Here is a 12,399-nt window from a genome sequence, read left to right as displayed (position 1 = left end):
TTCCCCATGAAGAAGCTGTTCCTGACCGCCATCCTCACGGTCGGCGCCGCCACCGTGCAAGCGTCGCCCCAGACCGTCACGCTCGACGTGCCCGGCATGACCTGCGCGGCCTGTCCGATCACCGTGAAAACGGCGATCTCGAAGGTCGCCGGCGTGAGCAAGGTCGACGTGAGCTACGAGAAGCGCCAGGCCGTCGTGACCTTCGACGATGCCAAGGCCAGCGTGCAGAAGCTGACCCAGGCCACCGAGAACGCGGGCTACCCGTCCAGCGTCAAGCGCTGAACCGTTGCAGCGAACGAGGGACCACACCATGAACGTCATGACGCGCATTGCCGACAAGGCCGGCTCGCTGGGAAGCATCGTCTCGGCGATGGGCTGCGGAGCCTGCTTCCCGGCCCTGGCCAGCCTGGGCGCAGCCCTCGGGCTCGGCTTCCTGAGCCAGTTCGAGGCCTTGTTCGTCACCGTGCTGCTGCCGCTGTTCGCAGGGCTTGCGCTGTTGGCCAATGCGCTGGGCTGGTTCAGCCATCGCCAGTGGCATCGCAGCGTGCTCGGCATGGTCGGGCCGGCCATCGTGCTGGTCGCCAGCTTCACGGTGGCCGAGAAGCTGCTCTATGCGGGCCTCGCGACGATGGTCGCGGTGTCGGTGTGGGACTTCGTCGCGCCGGCGAATCGGCATTGCGGCCCGGACGGCTGTGCGGTGCCGGCCAAGCAGGCCTGAAGCCTCTGCACAAGCTCTCTGTTGAAGGCGACCCCATGACCGAACTCGTGATCGGCGGCATGACTTGCGACTCGTGTGCGACGCATGTCCGCCAGGCCTTGGAAAAAGTCCCCGGCGTGTACTCCGCGCGGGTGTCCTACCCCAAGGGCACGGCAAAGCTCACGCTCGCCCCCGAAACGCCCATGACGGCGCTCGTGGCGGCGGTGACCGCGCTGGGCTACCGGGCGCGTCCCGCAGACGCTGCGCCCGATCGGCCGCGCGACGGCCTGCTCGACAAGGCGCGCAGCTGGCTCGGCGGCGGCCAGAAGGCAGCTGGCGGCGGCGAAGCGATGCACATCGCCGTCATCGGCAGCGGCGGCGCCGCGATGGCCGCGGCGCTGAAAGCCGCCGAGCGCGGCGCGCGCGTGACGCTCATCGAGCGCGGCACGATCGGCGGCACCTGCGTCAACGTGGGCTGCGTGCCGTCGAAGATCATGATCCGCGCGGCGCACGTGGCGCACCTGCGGCGCGAGAGCCCCTTCGACGGCGGGATCGCCGCGAGCGCGCCTGCCATCGACCGTGGTCGCCTGCTCGCGCAGCAGCAGGGCCGTGTCGACGAACTGCGGCATGCGAAGTACGAGGGCATCCTCGAAAGCACACCGGCGATCACCGTGCTGCACGGCGAGGCGCGCTTCAAGGACAGCCGCCATCTTGCCGTAAAACTCAACGACGGTGGCGAGCGCGAACTGGCCTTCGACCGCTGCCTGATTGCCACCGGGGCGCAGCCTTCGATTCCGACTATCCCCGGTCTGAAGGACACACCGTTCTGGACCTCCACCGAAGCACTGGCCAGCGACATGATCCCGCCGCGTCTGGTGGTCATCGGGTCGTCCGTGGTGGCGCTGGAGCTTGCGCAGGCCTTTGCGCGGCTGGGCAGCCAGGTGACCGTGCTCGCGCGCCACACGCTGTTCTTCCGCGACGATCCGGCGATCGGCGAGGCCATCACGGCGGCATTCCGTGCCGAAGGCATCGAAGTGCTCGAACACACGCAGGCCAGCCAGGTGAACTGCATCGACGGCGAGTTCGTGCTCGCGACCGATCACGGCGAACTGCGAGCCGACAGGGTGCTCGTGGCCACCGGCCGCACGCCCGGCACAAGCGGCCTCGGACTCGACGCGGCGGGCGTGACCGTCAGCACGCAGGGCGCCATCGTGATCGATGCGGCGATGCGCACCAGTGCCGCGCACATCTACGCCGCCGGCGACTGCACCGACCAGCCGCAGTTCGTCTACGTGGCCGCGGCCGCGGGAACGCGCGCGGCGCTGAACATGACCGGCGAGGATGCCACGCTCGACCTGAGCGCGATGCCGGCCGTGGTCTTCACCGACCCCCAGGTGGCCACCGTCGGGCTGACTGAAAGCCAGGCTCGCGCCAAGGGCATCGAGACCGACACGCGCACGCTGACCCTGGACAACGTGCCGCGCGCGCTGGCCAACTTCGACACCCGCGGCTTCATCAAGCTGGTGGCCGAAGCCGGCAGCGGGCGGCTGCTGGGCGTGCAGGCCGTCGCGCCCGAGGCGGGCGAGGTGATCCAGAGCGCCGCGATCGCGATGCGCGCGCGCATGACGGTGCACGATCTGGCCGATCAGCTGTTCCCGTACCTGACCACGGTCGAAGGGCTCAAGCTGTGCGCGCAGACCTTCACCAAAGACGTCTCGCAGCTGTCCTGCTGCGCCGGATGAAGCGTGTGCCATCGGTGGCGACGGCCCCGCCGCGCAGGCTCCCGCCGTTGCTTGGGTCACGGTGGCCTCGGCCGCGGTGGTCTGGCGGGCGTCCCCGACTTGGATAAACTGCGACTGTGATCCGTCGCATCCTCTTCATCCTGGTGTGCCTTGGCCTTGCCCTTCAGGGTGAGGCCGTGCGCGCGCTGGAGAAGCAGCCTTGCCCGATGGAAGCGGCGATGCAGACCATGCTGACTGCAGGCGATCTGGACCCGACCGATCTGGCCGACTGCTGCAACGACCTGCAGACTTACGCCGCGACCGGCCACTTGTGCAAGTCGGGCACCGACTGCAACGCGCCGCCGGCCATTTCGCCGGTGTCCATGCCGAGCACTGCCGTCGCTGCCGCTGCGTCCACCGGGCCGGAGGCAAGCCCCACCTCGACCCACTCGGCGCCGACCGCCACGCCCTGGCGACCTCCGGCGGGGAACTGACCCGCGTTTGCGCGCCTTTGGCGCGCTCGTGACCTGCCGCCTTCAGCGCCAGGTCAATCAAGCCTTTCGCGTTGCCGGCGCTCGTTCGCCGCAACGTGTGCTCCGGAGTTCGGTTCATGCCTCATTCCCCTCGTGCGCGGGCGTGCCTGCGCCCGCTCTACAGCCGCCCGTTGTCGCCGCGCGCCCTGCTCGCGGCGGCGTTGTTGGCTATCACGGCAGGCGCGCAGCCGCAAACATCAGCGGGGCTCGCCGCGCCGCTGTCGGTCCGCGACGCGGTGCGGGCCGCCGTCGATCGCGCTGCATCACCCGCCGCCGCCGACGCCACCGCGCGGGCCGCGCGCGAGATGGCGGTCGCCGCTGCGCAGCGCCCTGACCCGGTGCTGCGCCTTTCGCTCGACAACCTGCCGATCGACGGCCCCGACCGTTTCAGCACCACGCGCGACTTCATGACGATGCGATCGGTCGCGTTGATGCAGATGTTCACGCGCGAGGACAAGCGCCGCTCGCGCGCCGAACGGTTCGTGCGCGAGGCTGAGGCGGCACAGGCCGAACGCCGAGTGCGTGTCGCCGCAGTGCAGCGCGAGGTCGCCACCGCTTGGTTCGAACGCCGCGCGGCCGAGCAGCGCCTGGCGCTGCTGCACGCCCAGCGTGACGAGGCGCGGCTGCAGGCCGAGGCCGCCGAGGCCGCACTGCGCGGCGGGCGCGGCGGCAACGCCGACGTGATCGCAGCACGCGACGCGCTGGCGCAACTCGAGCAGGCCCTGCTGGCCGCCCGGGCCGAGCTAGCCAACACGCGCCGCATGCTGGCGCGCTGGACCGGGGGCCCGGACGAGCAGCCGCTGGCCGAGGCACCGGCGCTCGAGCGCCACGCCTTCGTCGCCCATCCCGTGGCGGATCGCCTGGAACACCACCCCGCCCTGGTGCAGCTCTCTGCACGCGAGGCCACGGCGACGGCGGAGGCTGCCGTCGCCCGCGCCGAGCGCGAGCCGGACTGGAGCGCCGAGCTGATGTTCAGCCAGCGCGGATCGCGCTATTCGAACATGGTGTCGTTCGCGGTCTCGCTGCCGCTGCCCTGGGACCGGCCGCAGCGCCAGGATCGCGAGCTCGCCGCCCGGCTCGCGCAAGCCGAGGCGTTGCGCGCCGAGCGCGAGGAACTGTCGCGCGAGCACCTCGCCCAGACCGAAGGCTGGCTCGACGCGTGGCGCTCCGGCCTGGCACGGCTGGCGCTGATCGACCGCGAGCGCGGGCCGCTGGCGCAGCAGCGCATCGACGCCGCGCTGGGCGCCTACCGCGGCGGCAGCGCGGCGCTCGCCTCGGTGCTTGAAGCGCGCCGCACGGCGCTGGCGCTGCGCATGGAGCGCATCGACGTGGAACTCGAGACCGCGCGCCTGTGGGCGCGGCTCGAGTTCCTGGTCCCCGAACCGGACAGCCAACCGATCCCGAACGCTGCCGCGCCGGCCAGTGCCGGCCACACGCAAGGGGTGACACGATGAACCGCAAGACCAAGATCCTCGGCGCGGCCGCACTGGCCGTCACCGCCAGCGTCGGCGCCTTGGCCTGGTGGCTGGGCATGCAGCAGGGGATGGGCATGGCTGCGACCCCGCAGGCCGCGGCGGTCGCGCCGGCCGACCCGTCGCAGTGGAGCATCCCGCAGGGTGAGGATGCGACGCGCCGGCACATCCGCGCCGGTCTCAAGGCCGGCGACGTCGACCCCGTCACCGGGCTGCGCATCCAGAACTATCACGACCCGATGGTGCCGGGCAAGAACTTCGACGCCCCGGGCAAGTCGCCGTTCATGGACATGATGCTGGTGCCGCGCTATGCGGGGTCCGCTGGCGGCGAGGACGCCTCCGGCGTCACGGTGAGCTCGCGCATCCAGCAAAACCTCGGCCTGCGCACCGCGCCGGTGGTCGAAGGCGCGCTGGCCAGCGAGGTCGGCGCCGTCGGAAGCGTGACTTGGAACGAGCGGCTGCAGGAGATCGTCTCGGCCCGCGCGATGGGCTTCGTCGAGAAGTTGCACGTGCGCGCAACGCTGGACCGCGTGGCCGCTGGCGCGCCGCTGGTGGAACTGCACATCCCCGACTGGGTGGCGGCACAGGAGGAGTACCTGGCCGTGGCGCGCATGACCGGCCCGGGTGTGGACGCGCTGCGCGACGCGGCCCGCGCACGCATGCGCCAGGCCGGCATGGACGAGGCGCTGATCGAACGTGTGGTGCATGAGGGCCGCGTGCTGGCGCGCGTGACGCTTACTGCGCCGGTCGGCGGCGTGGTCAGCGAGCTGATGGTGCGCGAAGGCGCCACCGTGATGCCGGGTATGCCGCTCATGCGGTTGCAGGGCACCGGCACGGTCTGGGCCGAGGGCCAAGTGCCCGAGAGCCAGGCCGCCTTGCTCAAGCCCGGCGTGCGCGTGAGCGCCACCAGCCCGGCTGCACCCGGCCAGACCTTCGAGGGCCGCGTGCAGGCACTGCTGCCCGAAGTGGAAGCCAGCACCCGCACGCTGAAGGCACGCCTGGAGCTCGCCAACCCCGGCGCGCGCCTGGTGCCCGGCATGTTCGTGCAGATGCGCTTCGCCCGGCCCGAGCGCGAGAAGACGCTGCTCGTGCCAACCGACGCGGTGATCCACACCGGGCGGCGCAGCGTCGTCATGCTGGCCGAGAGCGGCGGCGGCTTCCGCCCGGTCGAGGTCAGGACCGGGCTCGAGTCGGGAGGGCAGACCGAGATCGCCGCGGGGCTCACGACTGGCCAGCGCGTTGTGCTGTCAGGGCAGTTCCTGATCGACTCGGAAGCCAGCCTGCGCGGCCTGGAAGCCAAGCTCAACCAGCAGCCCGAGGCGGCCGCTGCGCCCGCGCACCGAACCGGCGCGCGCATCAAGGCGATCGATGGCGACACGGTCACGCTGGATCACCCGCCGATCGCCTCCCTGAAATGGCCGCCGATGGTGATGGACTTCCGCCTGCCGCTGCGCGCGCAGCGCCCGCGCGATCTGGCGCCGGGAGACCAGGTGCAGGTTGAGTTCCGGATGCAGGACGGCGACATGCCGCAGATCACCGCCATCCAGCGCGTCGCGCCGGCGCCCTCACCTGGAGCTGCCAAATGATCGCGCACCTGATCCGCTGGAGCATCGCCAACCGCTTTCTGGTGCTGCTGGCCAGCCTGATGATCACCGCCTGGGGAGTGGTTTCGCTGCTGCGCACGCCGCTGGATGCACTGCCCGATCTGTCGGACACGCAGGTGATCATCCGCACCAGCTGGCCAGGACAGGCGCCGCAGATCGTCGAGAACCAGGTCACCTATCCGCTGACGACCACGATGTTGTCGGTGCCGGGCACGAAGGCGGTGCGCGGCTTCTCGATGTTCGGCGACAGCTTCGTCTACGTGATCTTCGACGACGGCGTGGACCTGTACTGGGCGCGCTCGCGGGTGCTCGAGTACCTGAATCAGGTGCAGTCGCGCCTGCCGGCCGCGGCGAAGTCGTCGATCGGGCCGGACGCGACTGGCGTCGGCTGGATCTACCAGTACGCGCTGGTGGACAGGAGTGGCCGCAACGACGTGGCGCAACTGCGCGCGCTGCAGGACTGGTTCCTGCGCTTCGAGCTGAAGACCGTGCCCGACGTGGCCGAGGTCGCCAGCGTGGGCGGCATGGTCAAGCAGTACCAGATCGTGCTCGACCCGGACAAGCTCGCCGCCTACCGCATCTCGCAGATGATGGTCAGCAACGCGGTCGCACGTGCCAACCAGGAAGCGGGAGGCTCGGTGGTCGAGATCGGCGAGGCCGAGTACGCGGTGCGCGCCAGCGGCTACCTGAAGACGCTGGACGACTTCCGCGCCATCCCGCTGATGACCACCGATGCCGGGGTGTCGGTGCGGCTGGGCGACGTGGCGCGTGTGCAGATGGGCCCGGAGATGCGCCGTGGCATCGGTGAACTCGACGGCGAGGGCGAGGCCGTCGGCGGCGTGATCGTGATGCGCTCGGGCAAGAACGCGCTGCAGACCATCGCGGCCGTGAAGGACAAGCTGGCCGAGCTGCAGCGCGGCCTGCCCGAAGGCGTCGAGATCGTCCCCGTGTACGACCGCTCGAACCTGATCGAGCGTGCGGTCGAAAACCTCACCGGCAAGCTCCTGGAGGAGTTCATCGTCGTCGCGCTGGTGTGCCTGGTGTTCCTGTTCCACCTGCGCAGCGCGCTGGTGGCCATCGTCTCGCTGCCGCTGGGCGTGCTGGCGGCCTTCATCGTGATGCAGCAGCAGGGCATCAACGCCAACGTGATGTCGCTGGGCGGCATCGCGATCGCCATCGGCGCGATGGTCGACGCGGCCATCGTGATGATCGAGAACGCCCACAAGCATCTCGAACGCTGGGTGCACGATCATCCCGGCCACGTGCTCGAAGGCGAGGCACGCTGGCGCGTGGTCGGCGACGCAGCGGTCGAGGTGGGCCCGGCGCTGTTCTTCTCGCTGCTGATCATCACGCTCAGCTTCGTGCCGGTCTTCACGCTGGAGGCGCAGGAGGGACGGCTGTTCGCGCCGCTGGCCTTCACCAAGACCTACGCGATGGCGGCCGCGGCGGCGCTGGCGGTCACCTTGGTTCCGGTGCTGATGGGCTACTTGATCCGCGGCCGCATCCCGAGCGAGACCGCCAACCCGCTGAACCGCGCGCTGATCGCGCTGTACCGCCCGCTGCTCGACGCGGTGCTGAAGGTCCCGAAGCTGACGCTCGCGGCGGCCTTGCTGCTGCTCGTCGCGAGCCTCTGGCCGCTGCAGCACCTGGGCAGCGAGTTCATGCCGCCGCTGGACGAGGGCGACCTGCTGTACATGCCCACCGCGCTGCCCGGCCTGTCGGCCGGCAAGGCGACGGAGCTGCTGCAGCAGACCGACCGCCTGATCAAGACCCTGCCCGAGGTGCGCAGCGTCTACGGCAAGGCCGGCCGTGCCGAGAGCGCCACCGACCCCGCGCCGCTGGAGATGTTCGAAACCACGATCCAGTTCAAGCCGCGCGAACAGTGGCGGCCCGGCATGACGCCGGACCGTCTGGTCGAGGAGTTGGACCGCATCGTGCGCGTGCCGGGCCTCGCGAACATCTGGGTGCCGCCGATCCGCAACCGCATCGACATGCTGGCCACCGGCATCAAGAGCCCGGTGGGCGTGAAGGTGGCGGGGCCTGACCTCGCCGCCATCGACCGTCTGACCGGCCAGGTCGAACGGGCGGTGAAACATGTGCCGGGCGTGACCAGCGCCTTGGCCGAGCGCCTGACGGGCGGACGCTACATCGACATCGACATCCGCCGCGACGCCGCCGCCCGCTACGGCCTGAACATCGCCGACGTGCAGGAGGTGGTGGCCGGCGCGGTGGGCGGCATGAACATCGGCGAGACCGTCGAGGGGTTGCAGCGCTATCCGATCAACCTGCGCTACCCGCGCGAGCTGCGCGATTCGATGACCAAGCTGCGTGCGCTGCCCATCGTCACGCCACGCGGCCAGCGCCTGGTGCTCGGCGACGTGGCCGATCTGCGCATCAGCGACGGCCCGCCGATGCTGCGCAGCGAGAACGCGCGCCTGGCGGGCTTCGTCTATGTCGACATCCGCGGCCGCGACCTGCGCGGCACCGTGCTCGACATGCAGCGCGCGGTGGCCGAGCAGGTGAAGCTGCCGCCGGGCTACTCGGTGAGCTGGTCGGGCCAGTTCGAGTTTCTCGAGCGCGCCACCGCCAAGATGAAGCTGGTCGTGCCCTTCACGCTGCTGATCATCTTCGTGCTGCTGTACCTCACGTTCCGGCGCTTCGACGAGGCTTTGTTGATCATGGCCACCTTGCCCTTCGCGCTGGTGGGCGGCGTGTGGCTGCTGTGGTTGCTGGGGCACAACCTGTCGGTGGCCAGCGCGGTGGGCTTCATCGCACTGGCCGGCGTGGCCGCCGAGTTCGGCGTGATCATGCTGCTGTACCTGAAGCAGGCCTGGGGCAGCCGGCTCGATGCCGGTCTCGACGGCGACGCCGACCTGCTCGACGCGATCCGCGAAGGGGCCGTGTTGCGCGTGCGCCCGAAGGCGATGACGGTGGCCGTGATCATTGCCGGACTGCTGCCGCTGTTCTGGGGCGCGGGCACGGGCAGCGAGGTGATGCAGCGCATCGCCGCACCGATGGTCGGCGGCATGCTCAGCGCGCCGCTGCTGTCGATGTTCGTGATCCCGGCGGCGTACCGGCTGATGCGGCGGCGGCGCGCGGCGCGCGCGGCCTCCGCGAGCGCATCCAGCCCCGCCCTCGCGACGGTGACGGGGGCGCCGCAATGAACGCGCGCCATGGCGTCCCGACCACGAAGCGCCGCCTGGTCTTTGCCTTCACCGGCCTGCTGGCGGTCGCCGGCCTGGCCTGGGTGCTCTTCGGCAAGCTCGCCTTGCAGCCGCCAGGCTCCCACGCCCTGCGTCCGACCGACGCCCGCACGGTTGCGCTCGGCCGCGAGGTCTACCAGGCACGTTGCGCGGCTTGTCACGGCGCGCAGCTGCAGGGCCAGCCGAACTGGCGTGCGCGCGGACCCGACGGCCTGCTGCCCGCGCCGCCGCACGATGCCAGCGGGCACACCTGGCACCATCGCGACGAGTTGTTGTTCCGCATCACCAAGTTCGGCGTCGCCAAGGCGGCGAACCTCGAGAACTATGCGACGGCGATGCCGGCGTTCGAGGGTGTGCTCAGCGACGACGAGATCGTCGCGGCGCTGTCGTGGATCAAATCCCGGTGGCCGGACGACGTCCGGGCACGGCACGACAAGTTCAACGAGCAGGCGCCGCAGGTGCCTTGAGGCGAGCCATGTCGAAGCGCAGATTCCAGCTTCCCGTGCACCGTGACCCACCCACCGTTCGGCGTGTCGCCGCGGCCTTGCTCGTCGGGGCGGGCCTGTCGCTGCCGTTTCATCTCGGCTGGGAAGTCGCGCAGCTGCCGCTGTACACCTTGTGGCACGAGCCCGACCGGCTGCGCATCGCCTGGGCCATCCTCCATTGCACGGCGGGCGACGTGCTGATCGCCTGCTCGAGCTTCGCGCTGGTGTCGGTAGGCCTTCGAGGGACGGACTGGCCGGCCCACCTGCCCGGGCGTGGCTTGCTGCTGATCCGCCGGCCCGCCGACCACCCCAGGCTCACCGACTTGGGGTTGCAAATGCGGCCGGCCTTGCGCCGCGGTGCGGGCCGTCCCGCGCGCGGCCGGTCGTCAGCGGCGCACCACCCGCGCGCCGCGGCGCGGCTGCGCGGGCGAGGCGTCGATCAGCAGGGCATCGATCAGCGCGTGGCGCGAGCGCCGGAAGTCCCGGGCGGTCCAGCCCCGTTCGACGACCAGGTAGCGCCAGGCCGACGGCACCAGCAGGGTCAGGCACAGGTCGGCCAGGCGCGACGGGTCCTGATCCGCGCGCAGACCGCCGTTTGATGCGATCTGGCCGAGGATCCGGTCCAGCCCCATTCGCACGCCCTGGCTGAAGATGCGGTCCTGCCAGGCGGCATTGGCGTCGGGATCGGACAGCGAGCCCGATTCCAGCTGGATCGCTACCGGGTAGACAACGGGCAGGTAGTCCAGCCAGGCGTCCACGAAGGCGTGCAGTGCATGGGCATCGCGCCCGGTGGCCGCAATCTGCCGCATGCGCAGCACAAGGTCGCCCTGCGTGTCCTTGTGCCGCGCCATCGCCACCAGCACCCCGGCCCGATTGCCGAAGGCATAGAACAGCGTCTGCCGGGAAACGCCAGCCGCCGCCGCGATCTCGGCCATGCCCGCGTCCAGCCGTCGCTGTTCGGCCATCAGGTCCCAGGCAGCTTCAAGAATGCCGGCCCGCGTTTCGTCGCCGATCTTGGTCATGACTCCGTCATCGCTTTACGCGCGTAAACTTTCATGCTATTTTACATGCGTAAACTTCGAGTGAGTAACGCATGCGCTACGACCATTCTCTCTGGGCCCACATCGGCATCGGCACCCTGGCCATGGCGCTCTTCTGGTGGACGCTGCTGAGCGTCAAGGGCAGCGTCGGGCATCGCCGTACAGGCCGGACCTTCTTCCTGGCCCTGCTGGCCACCGTGCTCACCGTGCTGCCGGTGGTGCTGCTGCGACCCGTGCCCTTCGATCCTGGCTGGATCGTCTCTCTGGTGTACCTGTCAGCGTGTGTGGGCACCGTGGTCACCGTGGCCTGGACGTCCATCCGCTGGAAGAACCAGCCTGAGCGCTTTCGCGGCCTGCACTTCCGCTTGCTTGGACCGCTGGTCGCGGTGCTCGGCGCCGTGGTGCTGGCTGCGGGGCTGGTCAAGGGCGATCCGGTGGCCGCGGTGCTGTCGTGGGTTGGCCTGGCCTACGGCGTCGCGATGCTCCATTTCGCCTGGTCGCGTACCCCCTTGCACCCGCGGTGGTGGCTCAGCTGGCACGTGAATGCCGTCCTCGGCCTCTTCACCGCGGTCCACGGCACGCTCGGCTTTGTCGTTTGGCGCGCGCTGGTGGCGCCCGATGCCACGCGGGCCGACGCGGCCGCCTGGCACGCTGGCGTGCTCGTGATCGCGCTGCTCATGCGTGCGGTCGTCAGCCGCCAGCGCAGCCTGCCCTGGGGATTCTTCGAGCGGCAGGCGCAGCCCCGGCGGGCGGCGGGCTGGGTCGGCGACTGACAGGCTGGGATCTGCATCACTGGCGCTGCCAGCCGGGTGACGAATTAGACAAGCTGGCCGGCGGACCGGGCTCGACTGGAGTGCTTGATTGACAGATCCTCCGCGAACGACGCCGAGCGCCGCCGATGGGTCATGGTCGCCTCCGTCACGGGCGGCGTCGGAGCGGTTGCCGCGAGCGTGCCGTTCGTCGCTTCGCTGGCGCCCAGCGAGCGAGCGAGCGCGCGCTCGGGGCGGCGGTACCGGTCGATGTCCGGACGATCCGGCCAGGCGAGTTGTTCACCGTAGCGTGGCGCGGCAAGCCGGTGTGGGTGCTGCGCCGGACGCCGCCGATGCTGCAGGCCTTGCGTGGCCAGGACGACCTGCTGGCCGACCCGCGTTCGGCGCGGCGTGAGCAGCAGCCCGACGACGCGCGCAACGACACCCGCTCGATCCGGCCGGACCTTGCGGTGCTGGTCGCCATCTGCACCCACCTCGGCTGCATCCCGACCTTCCGGCCCGGGCCGGGCCGGGCGCGGCGGATATCGGGGCTAACTGGCCGGGCGGATTCTTTTGCCCCTGCCACGGCTCCAGGTTCGATCTCGCCGGGCGTGTCTTCAGGAACGTTCCCGCGCCGAGCAATCTCGAGGTGCCGCCGCACCACTGCCGCGCCGATGACCTGCTCGTGATCGGCGAAGGGCCGCCCGCTTGAAGGCCGATCCGATCCGCCGCAAGGAGGACGGCGCCGCTGCTGTTGTCGCTGTCGGCCCTCCTGGCCGCGTCCCGGCAGTCGCGACAGCGCCTGTCGCGTGCCGGTGCACCAAGGGCGCGCTTCGCGCTATGCTTGCCTCCACGCCGTGGAACTTCCGCGGCGGCCGTCGAAACGAAGTACTGT

General features: G+C 70.5%; 10 protein-coding genes and 1 pseudogene. 10 read left to right on the top strand and 1 reads right to left on the bottom strand.

Going from position 1 to position 12,399, the window contains the following annotated elements; genetic code table 11:
• The first annotated feature begins 6 nt into the window (after positions 1-6).
• The 8 genes from merP to U5O44_RS06140 all read left to right on the top strand — a co-directional run bounded on the left by merP (position 7) and on the right by U5O44_RS06140 (position 9,697).
• The gene (gene merP / locus U5O44_RS06175) at positions 7-282 is read left to right on the top strand and encodes a mercury resistance system periplasmic binding protein MerP (RefSeq protein WP_322587584.1); all 276 of its coding nucleotides are present in this window, start codon (positions 7-9) and stop codon (positions 280-282) included.
• A 28-nt stretch (positions 283-310) separates the two neighbouring features.
• Positions 311-718, top strand: a complete 408-nt coding sequence (merC, locus tag U5O44_RS06170; RefSeq protein ID WP_322587583.1) for an organomercurial transporter MerC — start codon at positions 311-313, stop codon at positions 716-718.
• 35 nt (positions 719-753) lie between these two features.
• Positions 754-2,439, top strand: a complete 1,686-nt coding sequence (gene merA, locus U5O44_RS06165; RefSeq protein WP_322587582.1) for a mercury(II) reductase — start codon at positions 754-756, stop codon at positions 2,437-2,439.
• Between the two features lie 116 nt (positions 2,440-2,555).
• Positions 2,556-2,912 (top strand): hypothetical protein, encoded by a 357-nt coding sequence (locus U5O44_RS06160; RefSeq protein ID WP_322587581.1) that lies wholly within the window; start codon positions 2,556-2,558, stop codon positions 2,910-2,912.
• A gap of 170 nt (positions 2,913-3,082) precedes the next feature.
• Complete coding sequence (locus tag U5O44_RS06155) at positions 3,083-4,405, top strand: TolC family protein (RefSeq protein WP_322587580.1); 1,323 nt, start codon at positions 3,083-3,085, stop codon at positions 4,403-4,405.
• Positions 4,402-6,009 (top strand): efflux RND transporter periplasmic adaptor subunit, encoded by a 1,608-nt coding sequence (locus tag U5O44_RS06150; protein WP_322587579.1) that lies wholly within the window; start codon positions 4,402-4,404, stop codon positions 6,007-6,009. The genes U5O44_RS06155 and U5O44_RS06150 overlap by 4 nt, the downstream gene beginning before the upstream one ends.
• Positions 6,006-9,191 (top strand): efflux RND transporter permease subunit, encoded by a 3,186-nt coding sequence (locus tag U5O44_RS06145; protein ID WP_322587578.1) that lies wholly within the window; start codon positions 6,006-6,008, stop codon positions 9,189-9,191. The genes U5O44_RS06150 and U5O44_RS06145 overlap by 4 nt, the downstream gene beginning before the upstream one ends.
• Entirely contained in the window at positions 9,188-9,697 is a 510-nt protein-coding gene (locus tag U5O44_RS06140) for a c-type cytochrome (RefSeq protein ID WP_322587577.1), read from the top strand. The genes U5O44_RS06145 and U5O44_RS06140 overlap by 4 nt, the downstream gene beginning before the upstream one ends.
• Positions 9,698-10,101: 404 nt before the next feature.
• Here the strand turns inward: U5O44_RS06140 and U5O44_RS06135 are convergent, their stop codons facing one another.
• Positions 10,102-10,737, bottom strand: coding sequence for a TetR/AcrR family transcriptional regulator (locus U5O44_RS06135; RefSeq protein ID WP_322587576.1), 636 nt, complete (start codon positions 10,735-10,737; stop codon positions 10,102-10,104).
• A gap of 71 nt (positions 10,738-10,808) precedes the next feature.
• On the opposite strand from U5O44_RS06135, the gene U5O44_RS06130 reads away from it, so the two are divergent.
• Both U5O44_RS06130 and petA read left to right on the top strand, forming a co-directional pair.
• The gene (locus U5O44_RS06130; RefSeq protein WP_322587575.1) at positions 10,809-11,528 is read left to right on the top strand and encodes a hypothetical protein; all 720 of its coding nucleotides are present in this window, start codon (positions 10,809-10,811) and stop codon (positions 11,526-11,528) included.
• A gap of 132 nt (positions 11,529-11,660) precedes the next feature.
• Positions 11,661-12,216 (top strand): annotated as a pseudogene (gene petA, locus U5O44_RS06125) (ubiquinol-cytochrome c reductase iron-sulfur subunit).
• Positions 12,217-12,399 lie beyond the last annotated feature (183 nt).

Source organism: Sphaerotilus sp. (assembly GCF_034519685.1).
GTDB lineage: Bacteria > Pseudomonadota > Gammaproteobacteria > Burkholderiales > Burkholderiaceae_C > Sphaerotilus.
Note: the sequence above shows the minus strand (reverse complement) of the source record. Positions and strands in the feature narration are given on the sequence as shown.